Source organism: Micromonospora sp. NPDC057141, from assembly GCF_042670805.1.
Taxonomy (GTDB): domain Bacteria; phylum Actinomycetota; class Actinomycetes; order Mycobacteriales; family Micromonosporaceae; genus Micromonospora.
In genome coordinates, this window is the sequence record NZ_JBHUVA010000112.1 from 1 (window position 1) to 16,395 (window position 16,395).

Genomic DNA, 16,395 nt, shown 5'->3' on the forward strand with positions numbered 1-16,395 from the left:
TTCACGATCAGCCAACGTCAGCATGTTGCGCACGGCGGGCATCCTGTCCCACCGAACCACCAAGATCAAGTGCTACGACTGACTGAACTCGCCGCTCAGAGGCCAGCGGGCCAAGGCAAACGAAGTTTTGACCTCACCCCAATCACAGCACCGTGCAAAAGTAGTCCGCAACGCGGATCAAACCGTCCGGAAACGAACGGTTCGCCGGGGAAAGCCCTTGGGGAAAATGTTCATTCTGACTCGCCTTGCGAGAACAGCTTCCAGCCATTCCACGACACCACCATCAAATTCTTCCCACAATGGGCCGCGCGGTTCCCCTAGAGCGACTTTCCACTGGCCGGAATCGCCGACGTGGTCAACTATCCAATACATGACGTCACCATTCTCAGAGCGACCAAAAGAAAGGAGGTCACCAGGACCGCGTGGAAGGGAGTGCCCCCGCTCGGCCAGATACCTTAAAGCCAAACCGGTGCGTTCGTGCTGATACTCCAGATCAAGCCCCCGCCGAGACGATTCGGGGCAGAAAATGTATAGAAACCCGCCGAAACAGCCGATTCCATAGCGCCCTATCAGCCATTTATAGTCCATGGGAAGAGCCACCCCCATGCGAGACTCGACCACAGCCCAGTCAACCTGCCGAGGCATCTCCTGCGGCGGTTCAACCAGCCGCTCGAAGGATTCCGGATCAAACATCACTAATCGCCATGACCAGACAGGCCTGCAGGATTAGAGACTTCCACCTCACCCAAGGCCGACCCGCCACCCTCTGACAACTCCGCACCTTCAACAAACCCCACTGAGACACATGTGGAACGCACTCCGATGTCCTAACCGCCGCATCCCACCCTCGATGAGACCCGCTCGCCTTCGTGCCACTAAACCTGCAGAATATGGTTAGCCTACATCTCACTGGCGGGTCGGGCTCTGATCAACCGCTGGCTCTACTCCGGAGCCGCAAAGTCAGCTTGGAGAACGCTCACCCTCCACGACTTCAATTTCAATTGGCTCCAGCCCGTTCAGATAGAGAACATATCCCGCCTCGCCGTCATCAACCAGGTCAACCGGAATCACCTCAAGCACATACTCAGGTCGAGGAAGGAACCCGAAATCAGCAGGAGGGTCGAACCTCCTAATCCCGATGACTCGAACTTTTGTTGGCGGAATCCCCACGAAGCACGCGTCTCCGCTATTTAACCCCGAAGGGTCTCGCTCCAGCCTCCAAGGCGTGTTGACCCAATCGTAGGCGTCAGGATCGCGTGGAAAACCCAAGGTGCCATCCCATGAGTTTTCCGAATCCGGATCAATCTCCCGCCAAGGCCAAGCGATGGTCAGTCGCCGAGGGGCCACCCTTGCGACGCGCGCTTCCGACGCCTCCGCAGAGATCAAGAGCACGTCACCCACTTTATAATCAAGCACCTCCGGCAAACCATCTCTCTTCACACCTACCAGTCCTCCTGCCAGAACAACGAAAACGGAGTCTTGTCCGCTCGACCGCCGAAATATCCAGCACCGCCAAACCTCATGCCATTACCATTAATCAGCGATACTGTAGCGGGGTTTGAACTTCGACCCGAAGGCGCGCAAGAGACTCATCGTCGTCAACATTCCCCTCAGCCCAGCCAACAACTACAAGAGCTTCGGAGATCGCTAAGCCAAACTCCTGACGCAACGCCGCGGCAGCCTGCATACACTGGCCAGCCTCTCCGTTAACTCGGATAGCCCTGGCGACATCTACAACGTCGCCGCCAGACTGCACAATCACGCGCAAGAAAGTACGCCATTCGGCTGCACCGTTCACCTTGGAAGCCCGAACTGCGGGCGAACTGGGACGCCATCCTTTACCACTGGGTCCGGACGAAGGATGCCTGTCGATCCGCGCTCTCGCGCCATACACTACCGCCGCTCTCCGCAGTCACCCAAGCGCGCCACGACGAATCAAGAGGATTGTTCTACGACCGCGAGAACATCCGCCTTGGTAGCGCCCGGCGGAATCGCCCCGTCGAAGCTATAAGAGTCATCACAAAAAATCAACTGTTCGTCGTTAGGTACTAACTTTCGGTACCAGACAACGAAATCGGCGACCATATCAATGGGGCCTTCCAGATAGATTCCCTGCCCATCCGCGTGGGCATACCCCTCTAGCTCACCAGCCCCTGAACGGAATGCCCATTCCACATCACGGACCTCAGATCCTGCGGCCCCCGACACAGCCAGTTTCACTTGGGCTTGCGGCCAATCATTGGCAAGTGCTCGCGCCAAGGCGTCTCGCCCTAGTCGCCAGTTGCCACTCTCAAATGCGGCAAGGTAGGTCACCAGCCAACTCCTATCTCAACACTACCGATCCTGGTATGCCGTGCTGTTGCATCAACCCCTGGAAGTATGGCACAGCGTCGGAGTGGTTCGTAATCACACGCAGACCGGTTAGCGGATTAGAGGGATCATTGATAACGGCAGCGTATCTTCTAAACTCATCATCAGTCTTAGCTGCAATCTTGCTTCGAATGAAGTCAGGAATACCCGATCCCGGAATAAATGGGCTCCGCCCCGGCTTGTCAATGAACTTCGCGTCGAGCAGCTCTCCGGTATCCCTGTCAAAGCCATCAGCCCAGACTCTCTCACCCCCACCGAGCGCACGGTATTCCGTTGATCCAGTGTGCGCGATTTGGTAGGCCTGCGCACTACCGCTACCGACCGCAGGCCGAGTATCAAGCGATAGCTGATATGACGTATTGCAGTTGTGGACGAGGACCGGCGCGGTGCCGGCGATCACATAGTACGTGTGGATGTCGGCGACGGTGAGGTCGTGCATCGGCTGGTTGCCGGTGTGGTTGCGTACTGCGGTGACGGTGACCTGGCGGCCGGGTCCGCCGCCGCCCATGCCGGCGCCGGTGCCGTCGCCTTCCAGGCGTTTGTCGTCGTGAACCAGCAGCCGGTGGCCGGGCCTGAGTTGACCCGCGTCGACCCAGCGCCGCTCAGTCGCGTCCCAGAACGGGTGGTGCTCGGTGGTCTTCAGGACCGTCCGCTTGCCCGAGGACTTGTCGCGTACGGTGACGTCGGTCAGGTTCCGGTCCTGGTTGAGGTGCAGTTGGGTGACGCGTTTCGCCTCGGTCCGGCCGCTGTCCGGATCGGTTGCCGCCACCTTGTCGCCGATGTTGAGCGCGGAGATGGGGCGGCTGCTGCCGTCGGCGAGCAGGATCCGGGTCGACGGGTCGAAGCTGTGGCAGTTCTCCTGCCGACGGCCCGAACCCGCCTGCGGCGAGCCGCCGCCCGAGGACCGGTCGGCCGCGCGCGCCGACGAGCCACCACCGCCACCGCTCCCGCCCCGACCTCCGCCGCTCTTGGTCGCGGCGGCGCGGGCCGAGGAGCCGCCTCCGGCCTTCACTGCGCTGCCGCCGGGCATCCGGCTGCCCAGGCTCGGCAGCCGGCTGGCGGCACCGCCGAGCGCCCGGGTGCCGAGGGCTCCCCCGAGTCGTCCGAGGCCGGCGGACGCGGCACCGTCGAGACCGCCCTCGATCATGGTGCCGGCCAGGCCGCTCCAGGAGAACTCCTGATCACCGCGGGAGACGTCGACCATGTAGCCGGTTCCTGAGGCGAGGGCCCCCGCGGCGGCGCCGGCGAGGATGAGGCATCCGACGCCGGTGGCGCAGAGGGCGCCGACAGCGACGGTGGCGATCAGGCCTGCGGCGGCGGTGGCGGCGAACCGCCAGGGGTCCTTCTTGATGGCCTTTACGGTGGCTTTGGCGCTGTCGATGGTCTTCTTGACGGTTTTCTTGGCTGTTTCCTTGACGCACTTGCCGACGCCCTTGGACAGGCAGCTGCGGGTGGCGTGGTAGGCGTCCTTGAGGGCTTGGGTCTTCTTCTTCGCCCAGCGGACGGTGGTCTTCTTGACCGTGTGCCAGGCTTTGGTGGCTTTGCTCGTGACCTTCTTGGCGCTGGATTTGACGTCTTTCCAGGCGCGGCCGGAGGAGACGTACGTGAAGGTGGAGGCGGTGTAGCTGGCGGCGGCGCGGAACGTGGAGACGGGGTTGGTGACGACCCTCGCGGCGCTGGAGATGCCCCGCTTGAAGCTGGACCAGCCGAAGTGTCCGGTGGGGTCGATGGTGGTGAGGGGGTTGCCGTCGCCGTACTGGAAGCGGTTGGCGGTGATGGAGTCGGGGACGGGGCTGACGTCGGCGCTGTCGCGGGTGTCGAACTGGCCGGTGGTGGTGTTGTACCAGCGGGCGTGCATGTTGACGCGGCCGGTGAGGGATTCGGTCCACTCCGACTGGTAGCCGAGGTTGCCGACCATGCCGCTGGTGGCGGTCACCTTGCCGAGGGGATCGTAGGTGGTGGAGCCGGCGATGGTGGTGCCGGTGGCGGTGAACTGGGCGACGACGTCGGTGTGCTGGTCGGTCCAGGTGTAGCGGGATCCGGCGCCGGTGCCGCTGCCTGTGCCGAGGAGTTCGCCGGAGGGGCCGCGGGTGTAGGTGGCGGTGCCGTCGCTGGCGAGGTCGTTGCCGAGGCCGGTGTAGGTGAAGCCGGGTTTGAGCGCCCGGCCGAGCGCGTCGTAGGTGTAGGTGGTGTTGGTGCCGCCGGTGCCCTGCTGGGTGATGACCTGGCCGAAGGCGTCGGTTTCGGTGGCGTACGCGGCGGACCCGTTGGCGGTGCTGCGGAGGGTGCCACGGGCGGTGTAGGTGTAGGTGGTGCCGTCGTTCTGGGTGCTGAGCTGGTTGCGGGCGTCGTAGGTGAAGGTCCTCGACCCGTTCTGGGTGCGGTTGCCGGAGTCGTCGTAGGCGTACGTCGTGTTGGTGGTGCCGTTGTTCCACGAGGTGAGCCGGTCGGCGAGGTCGTAGGTGTAGGTGTTGCTCGCGGACCCGGCGAGCCCGGTGGTGGTCTTCGAGGTTTCGTTGCCGTTGTTGTCGTAGCCGTAGGTGATGGAGCCGAGGGTGACGGTGCCGGCGGAGTTCTTGAGGGTGTCGGTCTTGAGTCGGTGCAGCGGGTCGTAGGCGAGGGTGCGGACGTTGTTGTTGGTGCCGTAGGTGATCGTCGCCGGTTGGGAGGTCTTGTTGTAGGTGACGGCGACGTTGATGCCGGTGGTGGGATTGGCGGTGGTCTTGAGCCGGCCGGCGACGTCGTAGGTGTAGTTGGTGGTGCCGGCGGCGTCCGTGCGGGCGGCCATGCTGCCGTCGCGGTTGTACGAGAAGGAGTTGCTGCCGGTGGGGCCGGTGATGGTCAGCGGGAGGCCCCGGTCGTCGTACCCGATGGTGTTCGTGCCGGAGGGGACGGACAGCGAGGTCAGGCGGCCGGCGTCGTCGTAGTCGAAGACGCGGTCGGTGGTGGTGGCTTCGGCGCCGCTGCCCGCGACCCGGGTGAGCTGGCCGAGGTCGTCGTAGGTGTTGGTGACGGTGACGCCGCCGGGTGAGTCCTGGCGGGCGGGGCGGCCGAGGGCGTCGTAGGCGACGGTGAAGGTGCGGTCGGCGACGTTGGGGTAGGCCGGGGTGGCCGGTTCGATCCGCGACTCGGGCAGTCCCCACGAGTTGTAGGTGGTCCAGAAGGCGTTGCCGCGGCCGTCGGTGAACCGGGTCTGGTTGCCGGCGAGGTCGTAGCCGAAGGAGGTGCCGATGGCGGTCGTGGTGGTGACCGGTTGGGTTTCGCTGGTGAGGTTGCCCCGGGCGTCGTAGCCGAAGTTGGTGGTGGTGCCGCGGGCGTCCTTGACCCAGGTGAGGTTGCCGTTGTCGTCGTAGCCCATTTTTTCGGTGGTCTGGACGACGTTGCTGGCGTCGAGGTTCTGCACCGTCGTGGGGCGGCCGACGCCGTCGTAGGCGACGGTGGTCCTGGTCAGGTCCGGCAGGATGGTGCGGACCGGGCGGCCGAGACCGTCGTAGTCGGTGGTGGTCACGTTGTTGGCGCCGTCGGTGACGGTGAGGGGTTCGCCGACCCAGTTGTAGGTGGTGGAGGTGGCAACGCCTTCGGGGGTGGTGACCTTGCGGAGCCAGGGTCCGGCGGCGGGGGTGTTGCCGTAGGTGCCGGTGCCGTAGTCGTAGGTGGTGGTGTTGGTGATCGGGGTGGGCTGGCGGACGACCTGGCTGCGGGTGAGCACGCGGCCGAGGTAGTCGTACGTGGCGGTGGTCTTGGCGCCGGTGGGGTCGACGGTCTCGAGGAGGTCGCCGACCTTGTCGTACGCGGCGGTGGTGACCTTGCCGGCCGGGTTGGTGACCTGCACGGTGTTGCCGAGCGCGTCGTACTCGAAGGTGGTGGTCTTGCCGCGCGCGTCGGTGGTGGACTCGACCTGGCCGAGGCCGTCGTAGGCGGTGGTGGTCTCGGCGGCGGGGATCGGGCTGCCGCCGGGTGGCGTGTAGGCGGGCCGGATGGTCTTGGTCGGTCGGCCGACGGCGTCGTAGCGGGTGGTGAGGACGTTGGTCAGCGGGTCCTGGGTCTCGGTCGGCTCGCCGAAGGTGTTGTAGCCGGTGCGGGACACGGGCACCGCCGGCACGGGCGCGCCGCCGCCGAACGTCTCCGTGGACACCGGCGGGGCGACGACCTTGGCCAGGTTGCCGGGGGCGTCGTACTCGTAGGTGGTGACGTTGCCCATCGGGTCGGTCACGGCGGTGATCAGGCCGCGCTTGTCGACGGTGTAGCTGGTGGTCAGCTTCTTCGGGGTCACCGTCGTGGTGGCCTTGCGGCCGTTGCCGCCGCCGTAGAGGGTGCCGACCTCGTCGGCGCTGAGTTCCTCCTGGAAGATCTGCACGTTGTCGATGGCGCCGTTGACCAGTTGCGCCTCGTTGGGGCCGATGAGGATGCCGCCGACGGACAGTGGGGTGACGGCGTTCCAGGGGGTGGGTTGGGTGGTGCTGCCCGACAGCGAGCCGTTGACGAACAGGCTCATCTCCTTGGTGCCGGCGTCGAACACGGCGACCAGGTGGGCCCAGGTGTTCACGGCCGGCGCGGCGCTGGAGCGCGCGGCGCTCCAGGTCGTGGAGGTGGTGTCCGTCCGGGCGGCGGCGAATTCCCAGCGGTTGTAGGACTTGCTGTACTTGAGGAAGAAGGCCCCGTTGTTGTTGCCGCCCTCGCCGACGACCGTCTGGTCCTGGTTGAGGTCGCTGAGCTTGACCCAGGCGGACACCGAGTACGACTGGGTGGTGTTCAGCGACGGCTGCGCGGTCTGCAGGACGTTCGTGCGGGTGAACAGCGCGGCGCCGTCGGAGCGGCCGACCGGGCCGTTGTAGGAGTAAAGGGTGCGCTGCGACGGCGAGGAGTCGTACGCCTCGTAGCCCGCCGCCTCCTCCATCCGCCACCAGCCGGTGGGTAGCGCCCCACTCTTGACGCTGACGCTCTCCGAGGTCACCCGGCCCATCGGGTCGAAGGTGTTCTCCACAGTCTGCAGGGGCGTCCGGAGCTGCCCGGCAAGACTCTGGGTGCTGATGACGTGGTCGTCGGCGTCGTAGGAGTACGTCGTGACCCGTTCGAGGTCGCCCGGCTGCTCGATCGACGAAACCAATCGCCCAGCGGCATCGTAGTCGTAATGGGTCCAGTTGGCGCCGTTGTCGACGCGCTGCGAGTACAAGTTGCCGGCGGCATCGTAGTCGTTCTCCTCGATGACAGAACGCTTGACACCGTCGGTGCGGCTAATCTTTGTGAGGTTGTCGTTGTGGTCGTACTCGTACTCGGTCACCCAGTTCATCGCGTCGGTTTCCGAGGCAAGGTTGCCGTTGGCGTAGTAGGCCTTCGAGGAGACGCGCGTGCTGGTGCCGTCGGTGCCGGTGATCGTGCTGGTCAGATGCTGGCCCGCCGCGTCGTAGGTGTCGGCCTTGATGCGCAGGACGTCGTCCTCCGGGCAGGGACTTCCCGTGGCTGGGCTGGATGCGCACGCGACCGTCTTGGTGGTGTTGCCGTAGCTGTCGTACTCGAAGAGCGTGACGGCCCCGACGGGGTCGACGGTCTTGACCACTTGACCGTGCAGGTTGTAGTCGCTGGTGGAGTCGCGGGGGGCGTCCCCGCCGGTGGTGTCCTCGACCTTGCGGTAGGTGACGTTGCCGTCGGCGTCGTAGGTGGTCGTGGTCCTGGCGGTGTGGGTCGCGCCGGTCACCTGGTTGAGTACCGGCGGGTCGAGTTGCTCGACGACCTGCCCGGCCGCGTCGTAGGTGTAGGTGGTGGTCAGGTTGCCGACGGGCGCTTCGGCCTTGACGGTCTTGGTGCGGGTGCGTCCGATTCCGTCGTAGGTGAACTCGGTGACCAGCCCGGCGGGGTCGGTGATGCGGACGGCGTCGCCGGCGGAGTTGTACTGCGTCTGCTGCGTGGCGCCCTTGGCTGACACGGTGGTCAGCGGGAGGCCGGGTGGGACAGTGCCGCCCCCGACGGCGGGTGTCGTCGCGGTGGAGTACGTCATCGTCGTGGTACGCCCAGCCGTGTACCCCACAGTGGGCGGTGAGGTGACGCTGATCCGGTTCCCAGCGGTGTCGTAGCCCAGTTTGGTGAGGTAGGTGTTGTTGGTAACGACCTCCGATCGGGCGTCGCGCACCTCGATGAGCTGGTCGTTGCGCGGATCGGGGGTGAGGTTCACGGTGGTGGAGTCCGGCCAGTACTTGTAGTACGTGCTGTCACACCACGTCTGGTCGCGGCAGACGGTGGAACGGATGGTGTTGCCCCGCACGTCGCGGCCGGAAGCCGTCTTCATGCCAAGGGGGTCAAACTCGATGGACTCGAAGCCGCCGACGTCGTAGCCGTAGGAGGTGGTCCGGCCGAGCGCGTCGGTGGCGGCGATGAGCCGGTTGCCGTTGACGATGTCGTAGACGTCGGTGGACGTCTTGTTCGCCGGATCCGTGGTGGTGACGGTGGCGACCGGGGTCAGGGTCGCCGTGGGGCCGGTCTGCGCGGCGCTCTTCGCGGCCCGGTAGTGGGCGTCGACCTCCGCCGGCGGGAGTTCCCGCTCGTAGTAGGCGAACTCGGCGATGTTGCCCTTGAAGTAGCTGACGTCCCCCGACGAGCTGGGCCAGCCCCGGGTGGTGCCGGCACCGACATAGGAAACGGTGGCGTTGGTGGCGACCATGGCCCCGAGGAAGCCGACGATCTTGTTGTCGAGGTATAGGGTCTGCCGGGTCGTCGACGCGGACAGCACGACGTGGTGCCACTTGCCGTCGTTGACCTTCGTGGTGGAGGTGATGGGCGCGTTCCAGGTGCCGTTGTAGAACTCGCCGCGAAGCAGGCCGTCGGCACCGACGTACAACGCCGGCGTCCAGTTCGTGGTGGTGGGGGCGTTGTTCAGCTCGTTGCTCTGGTAGGAGTAGAGGACCCCGCTGGCGGCGTGGTTCGTCGGCGTCTTGAACCACATCTCGACGGTCGTGTTGTCCACGAGCGGGAAGTCGACGCCCGGATAGACCTGGTTGGCGGGGTTGTATGGCTGCAGGTAGGACGAGGTGCCGTTGAAGATTCCGCCGTAGGTGTCGGAGAACGGGCTGGTGTCCGACTGGTTGGTGTCGAAGGTGACCGCGTTGTAGCGGGCCTCGTGGCTGTGCACGACGTTGACGGCATCGGCCGGCGCCTCGACGTCCCCCAGCCGCCAGTAGTCCGTGGGCTGCGAGCCCAGCACCGACGACACGTACACCAGGCTGGAGCCGGACGCGGCCGGCGCGCCGACCTTCCACACGCCGCCGTTCTCGTCGGTGATCTGGGCGACCCGGCCGGTGACGCTGTGGTAGACGACCTGGGCCTGGACCCGCCCGGAGGCGCTGGTCACCAGGGACAGCTGCGGGGTGCCGGCGCGACCCGACTCGTACGCCGCGGCGACGTCGGTGCCCGTCAGGCCCCGGTTGTGGTAGGCGACGTCGGCGATCGACCCGGTGAAGAAGGTGGCCGTCGGTGTGCTGTGCGGCTGGTTGGGCCAGGCGCCGCCGAGGAACCCGGCGCCGAGGTAGGCGTTGCCGGCGTCGAGGCTGTGCAGGTTGATCGCGCCGGTCAGGCTGCCGATCTGGGTGCCGTCGAGGAACAGTTGCTGGCTGCCGCCGTTGCCGGCGAGGACCACGTGGTGCCACTGTCCGTCGGTGACCGGGCCGGGCGAGGACATCGCGCCCGCCGGGTTCGCGGTGCCCAGTTCGCCGTGGAGCCTGCCGTCGGAGCCGACGTAGAGGGCGGGGACGTATGCCGCGGATGTGGTGGCGGCGGGTGTGACCTGGTCCTTCTGGTAGCTGAACAGCACTCCGTTGGGGGTGCTGGTCTTGAACCACAGGCCGATCGACTGGTACGCGCTTTCGGCGACGGCCTTCGCGGGCAGGGCGACGCGCGAGGTGGTGCCGTTGAACGTCGCGGACGTCGACGTCGAGTCCGGCAGCGCCGCCGCGCCGCCGAGGGTGACGTCGGTGTAGGTGCCGGTGTCGGCGCCGTCCTTGGAGATCACCGCGCTGAGGGCGGCGGTGGCGTTCGGGGCGTCGTTGAGTCGCCAGAACGCGTACGGGTCGCTGTTGAGGACGGTGTTGACGTGCTGGGACACCGACGTGTAGCCGTAGGTGTCGCACTGGGTGCCGGCGTCGGGTTCGCAGACCGACGTGAGCAGGTCGCCGGCGTAGCCGTAGGTCCAGGTCTGGACGGTTCCCGGGTCGGCCGGCACGACCGGGTCGGTGCTGACGGTGGCGACGTGCGCGACCGTGGCGGTCGGCGGCGTCGACCAGGTGAACGACAGGCTCCGGTTGGACGCCGCCGACGTCATCGTCTCCAGCCGGTCGCCGGTGCCGTACTGGAAGGTCAGCGCGCGGCCGGAGGCGTCGGTGATCTTCGTGATCCGGTGCACGCCGGTCCCGGTGGCCTGGGTGAACTCGTAGGACGTGGCGTCCTTGTCCGTCAGGGAGTATCCGCCGGTGATCGGCTTGAACACCGAGTGGCGGCCCAGCGGCGCGACCCAGGTGCCGCTGTTGTTACGGCCGAACGCCACCTCCTGCCCGTCGGGGTAGCGCACCGTCACCGTCTGCAGTGTGTTCGAGGCGTCGCGGTTCTCGGAGGTGCGCATGTCGAGGATCGACGACCAGCCTCGACCGAAGGCGTTGTCGGTCCTGGTGTCGAGGCTGTTGTAGTCGCGGTTGACGGCCAGCGCCGGTCCGACGGTGGTGACCTGCGCGTCGGTGTCGGAGGTCGTGTAGTTGCCGACGTTGCCGTCGTAGCCCTTGCCGCCGTTCTGGGCGAGCGCGGAGGTGACCGGGGGTTGTGGCACCTGGGGGGTGAACGCGTACATCGGTGTGGTGGCGCCGGTGGAGGAGTAGTCGCTGACCTGGACGGCGTACAGGTAGGTCTTCTTCCACTCCAGCACGCCGGCGGGGACCTTCCACACGCCGCCGGCCACCCAGCCGGAACTGGTGATCTGCGTCGCCTGGTCGTTGTAGACGAGGAAGTTGAACCGCAGGCCCTTCGCCGGCCAGTTGTCCGGGTCGTGGCCCTGGGCGATCAGTTCCGGGGTGAGGGCGTCGACGGTGCCGTTGTTCGCCGGGTACCGCAGGTCGACCTGCGGGGCAACGTTGTCGGTGTAGGTGACGTCGATGAACGGGCCGCAGTCGATCAGCCCGTAGGCGCTGTTGTTGCAGTCCAGGTTGGCGTTGGCCGACGTGAACCGCTTCCACGCGACGGTGTCGGTCTCCGAGGCGGTCAGGGCGAGCCCGTAGTTGCTCGCACCGGTCACCCACTCGTTGACCTCGGTGGCGTTCAACGGCACGGACACCCAGGTGCCGACGGTGCGGACCGCGTTGACGTTGCCGCACGCGGCGGCGCTGCTCGGCGACGCGTTACCGATCGAGCTCGTGTAGGAGGGGAAGTTGCTGTAGGTGACCGACGCCGCCGACCAGCTCTGCGTCACCCGGTGCACGTCGAAGCGGCGGGCGGCGCACTCCCCGCCGAGGCCCTGGTAGCTCATGAACACGTTCAGGTCGGCCGCGCTGAGCCGCTTGCCCGCGTAGGTGGTGCCGAAGGTGGGGAAGGGCAGCAGCGCCTTGGCGCTGCCGGTGCCGAACGACCCGACCGCGACGTTGTCCGCGGTGAACCGCGCGGTGGTGCTGTCCGACTGCACGTACGTGTCGTCGGTGTTCGTGGCGATGGTGCCGGTGGTCGGGTCCAGCTCCACCGGGAACGTCCGTGCCGGGTCCCGCAGCCAGGCGCCGTCGATCGACACCTTCAGCGCCTGCCCGTCGCCGTGCTCGACGATGGCGTAACGGATGTCGTGGAAGGTCGCCTTCGCCCCGGTCCGGTCCACCGTCGAGTCCTGCATCCACCCGACCGGCATGACGGCCGCCGCCTTGCCGTTCTCGTCGAGGAAGCGCACTTCGCCGTTGTCGTCGACGCGCGCCGTCAGGCCGGTCAGGCGCAGCGGGTACAGGTACTCGGTCGCCACGTCCGCCGAGTGGAAGACGAGGCTCTCCTTGACCGCGTTGCCGCTGACGCGGAGCGTCAGGTCGACGTTGGGAAACACGCCCGGATAGGTGGCGACACCGCGCTCGACCGACGCCGTGCTGGGCGCGGCTCCGGCCAGGTCGTAGCCGAGGCTCTGCCCACCCGGGAGACCCATCCGCACCAGCGGGGTCGCCGAATCGGTGCTTCCGGCGAGGGACACGTCGATCGGGACGGCCCTGGCCCGCAGGCGCCCGCCGTCGGAGGTGAGGCTGTTGTCGATCCGCTGCCAGCGTCCCTGCCGGTCCTTGAAGTTCACCGGGCTCTGCCGCACCCGGCGGGTGTAGGAGCCGTCCGGGTTCTGGAAGACATCGGAGGTGCTGGTGGACGCCTCCGGGACGTGCCTGCTGGCCGCGGGGTCGAACCCGTCGGCGGATCGGGTGGTGCGCTTGCCCGTGGCGGGCTTGCGCGACGTGTGCAGCGCCAGCTCGCCCGGGGCAGGCCGCACGGAGCTGTGGTCCTGCACGGGCGGCGAGTCGACGTAGTGCCCCCGCTGGGGTGACCGGCCCATCTGCTGTTTCGGAACCGCCGGGTCGGCCCACGAGAACCTGAGCGCCAGCAGGTCAGACAGCCAGGACAGCGGGAACCCGGTGTTGCCCTGGTGAGGCAGCGGCGCCTTCGGAGCGGCCACCGTCATCAGCATCGTCAAGACGAGGACGACAGCCAGGCGACCGGTGGCCCGACGTCGACGCCGGCGGCCGGGGCGGCCACGTACCGCTAGCTGCGCATGCTGCCACCGACCGCCCATGGCAGCCCTCCCCCGTTGATCAGATCACACCGAGAGCAAAGCTTCGTGGACGCTCCGTAATAACGCAAGCATGGAAGTATGCAAGATTATCTGGTAGACGTTGCGACCCAGACCTCGCCGACCGCCGCCTCGACCCCCGTCCGGACGCCGTCAACCGAGGCAGCCGACACGACCCGCGCACCCTCCACCTCGGACCCCACCGTCACGTAGCGGGGCTCCGGAAACCGGCCCCTCCCCTGCTCCACCGCCGCCACCGGCGCCTCGCCCACCGCCACCACGACCCCACACCCCTCCAACGCCAGAGTGTTGAAGTACGCCAGCGCGTTCGCCGACGTCTGCGACCCCTCGACGGCGAGATACTGCACCTTGATCGAATGGGCGGCCGAGGCGGACTGCATGCCAGCCCAGGCCGCCTTCGCCTGCTCGCCCGCGAGACCCTTGTCGTCGGTCAGCAGACACGCGGTGAAAGCCTCGTACTGCCGCTCGCGCGGCTCCGGAACCGGTCGATCCCGCGCGACGAGCGCCCAGACCCCGACGGCGGTCAACCCCACCACGGCAAGCAACGAGGCCAGAACAACCGGCCGACGCAACCAACTCATCCGACCTCATCACCGTCAGTGACACGGACACAACAGTCTGAATCCGGGAGAGCGTAGTCGACGTCGCGGCACGGTCCCGCCCCGCCAGCGCGAGGCTGTCGCAGGCGGTTGAAGCCGAACGGCACGGACGGTGTCGCGGAGATGCCGACCCTGGCCTTCGGCAGCAACGGGCGGTAGGCGGCCTATTGCGAAACCGTGGCGGACCTGCTGTAAAGGCAACAGGTGACCGCCAAGCGCTTCTCCCACTTGCCGCCGCGGATCACACCCAAAGCAAGAACAGAACCGTAGCGAGGGCCCCGATCACCGCGACCGAACCCGCTACCAAGGCTGCGTGGGGAAACCCTCGCCGACGCAGCACGAGAGCCAAGACGACCGTGAGCACCAACGCGGACACGGCTAGAGCGGCGAGCCAGAGGAAGCCGAAGACGCTCAATGTCGCCTCGGGCATGTCCCGGCCGAGACGCATCAGCCAGCCACCGCACGCAGCACCCAGCCAAGCCAACGCCGTGAAGATCGCCACCACCAACGCCCCGGCCTTGGAGGCTGGGACGGGACGGCCACCAACCGGCACCTCGACTGACGCCTCTGGGGATTCGGCCGCTTGGATGCACGGCCGCAGAAGATGGGGAGACGTCACCCGTCGACGGTAGCCGCTCACTACCCAATTGATCAGCCAGAGGGCGGACCTATACGACTTGGTTACACAACATAGGCGTGGGGACTTTGCTGCGGATCTCTGACGGTCGGAGTTCGGGGCAAAGTCCCGAGGCCTTCCGCTCCTGTTGCTCGACGTTGAGTTCCCCGCTTCGATGAAGCGGGGTCTACTCCGCTGCCGGGGAGGCCAACCGATCCGGGCAGTACCGCCTGCGATGAACATGCGAGACTGCTGAGGATCGCGACCGCGGAAATCGGTGTGGTTGGGCGCGACCGGCTGCGCAAGGCAACCATGACAGGCGATCGGCGCCGCCGCCTGAGGGGCTGACTCAGCGGTCGTCGGAACCCGTGAGCTGGAACTCGTAACGGTCGGCCTCGCGAGCCACTGCCCGCACCAGGGTGTGAAATGCCTCAGGAGTGAGTCCGTTCTTCGGCGTCCACGCCTGGGCCATCAACCGGCCCTCTCCGTCGATCCGGAAACCGACAAGGCTGCTGTGTCGGTTCCTTCGCCAGGTGGCGAGGGCGGCGTCCCGTCCCGGGTCGAGGTCGTCCGCATCGGCGACGACGGCCGTCAGGAGGTAGCTGTCGCCCTCGTCCAGCACCTGGACGCCGTGCGAGCGCTCGTTGGCGAAACTGACCGTGATCAGATTTCCTCTGATCCGCGTGTCGTCGACGGCGCAGAGCGTGTGCCATTCAGCGCGCCTGCCGACCATCTCGCTCCAACTCCGTCGTGGGATCGGTGAGTTGCCGGTCGCGGTCGGGCAGGTGCCGCCGTTCCACGTCGTCGGCGAGTCGGTGACCCGGCGGATCAGGGCGGCGACTCGGGCACGGTCGCTGCGGCGGTCCGTGAGCAGCACGTCCTCCTCAACGGTGATGTCGTAGGTGCCTCCGCGGACCCTGACGGCACCGATGCGGCTCTGGCTGGAGGCGCTCCATTCCCGCAGTTCCCGCCACTGTTCATCCCGCTCGACGCGTCCGATCGGGCTCACGCACCGGACGACGAGGGCGTGGCCCTCGCGTTCGAGTTGGAGGCTGAACGGCTGCTTCCGCCCGTCGGCGAGCAGCGCGGTGCCGAGCAACGCGGCGGGGCCGGGTTGACCCCGTTCCCACTCGATGCTGGCTCCCGGCAGGTCACCGCAGGACAGCGCGGCGAACCGGTCGAACTGCCGCCGCACGCGGGACTCGTCCACGGCGAGCGGCCGGTCGCGTCCGGCGAGGTGCTCGTCGCGTACCGGAAAGGAGGTGGTCAGCAGCTCGGCCGGTACGGGCGGCATGCCGCCGTCAGCGTGCACCTCCCGTGCGACGTCAAGCCGGCTGTCCCCGGGCGCGGGCAGGGCGAGGCCCTGGTGCATCAGGCGCAGGAAGTCGTTCATCCGGTGCAGCACGCGCCGCGCCTGCAGCCTCTCGACGGTGTCGGCGAGGTGGGGGTAGTGCACCTGAAGCAGGTCCTCGCCGTCGACCCGGTCGCGCGGCACGGTAAGCCGCCGCTCGGTATCGGAGCGAACCCGGTCGATCCGTCCGACCCGCTGCTCGATGGCGGACGGGGTCCAGGCCAGGCCGTAGTGGTAGACCCGGGAGCAGAAGGTGTGCAGGTCCTCGCCTTCCTGGAGCAGGTCGGTGCAGATCAGCGCGAGCGGGTAGCCCGGCAGCCGGAACTGCTGGACGTGGCGGCGGTTGACCCGGCCGGACATACCGGCGACGGGTTGCTGCGCGGTGAGCAGCCGGCCGACGAGCGTGGGTGCCTCCCGCAGGTCGGCTCGCCGAAGTTCGGGCAACGTCGTGTCGAGCACCAAGTCGTGGTTGTCGGCGAGGCTCTTGAGCTCGTCGTACGCCGACCAACCCCGCGTCTGCGGCGGCGTGTCCGCCTGCCGCTGCAGCTCGTCCAGCCAGGCGGTGACGATCTCAGAGGGCGGTTCGGAGGTTTAGGTCCGTTTCGGGATAAGGGTGAACACTCCGGGCTGGTCTTCGGTCAGGACTTGGCGGTTGACCATGCGT

Annotated in this window: 7 protein-coding genes; all 7 read right to left on the reverse strand. The window is 67.0% G+C overall.

Annotation, left to right across the window (positions count from 1 at the left end; all coding sequences use genetic code 11):
• Positions 1 to 177: 177 nt before the first annotated feature.
• The gene (locus ACFT41_RS30235) at positions 178 to 693 is read right to left on the reverse strand and encodes an SMI1/KNR4 family protein (protein ID WP_377589318.1); all 516 of its coding nucleotides are present in this window, start codon (positions 691 to 693) and stop codon (positions 178 to 180) included.
• Positions 694 to 960: 267 nt separating this feature from the next.
• Complete coding sequence (locus tag ACFT41_RS30240) at positions 961 to 1,440, reverse strand: hypothetical protein (protein WP_377589317.1); 480 nt, start codon at positions 1,438 to 1,440, stop codon at positions 961 to 963.
• A gap of 495 nt (positions 1,441 to 1,935) precedes the next feature.
• Positions 1,936 to 2,313: a hypothetical protein gene (locus ACFT41_RS30245; RefSeq protein WP_377589316.1), complete on the reverse strand. Its 378-nt coding sequence runs from the start codon at positions 2,311 to 2,313 to the stop codon at positions 1,936 to 1,938.
• Between the two features lie 10 nt (positions 2,314 to 2,323).
• Complete coding sequence (locus ACFT41_RS30250; protein WP_377589315.1) at positions 2,324 to 13,030, reverse strand: LamG-like jellyroll fold domain-containing protein; 10,707 nt, start codon at positions 13,028 to 13,030, stop codon at positions 2,324 to 2,326.
• A gap of 203 nt (positions 13,031 to 13,233) precedes the next feature.
• Positions 13,234 to 13,746 (reverse strand): hypothetical protein, encoded by a 513-nt coding sequence (locus tag ACFT41_RS30255; protein ID WP_377589314.1) that lies wholly within the window; start codon positions 13,744 to 13,746, stop codon positions 13,234 to 13,236.
• 259 nt (positions 13,747 to 14,005) lie between these two features.
• Positions 14,006 to 14,383: a hypothetical protein gene (locus tag ACFT41_RS30260; protein ID WP_377589313.1), complete on the reverse strand. Its 378-nt coding sequence runs from the start codon at positions 14,381 to 14,383 to the stop codon at positions 14,006 to 14,008.
• Between the two features lie 346 nt (positions 14,384 to 14,729).
• Positions 14,730 to 16,190, reverse strand: a complete 1,461-nt coding sequence (locus ACFT41_RS30265) for a helicase-related protein (protein WP_377589312.1) — start codon at positions 16,188 to 16,190, stop codon at positions 14,730 to 14,732.
• Positions 16,191 to 16,395 lie beyond the last annotated feature (205 nt).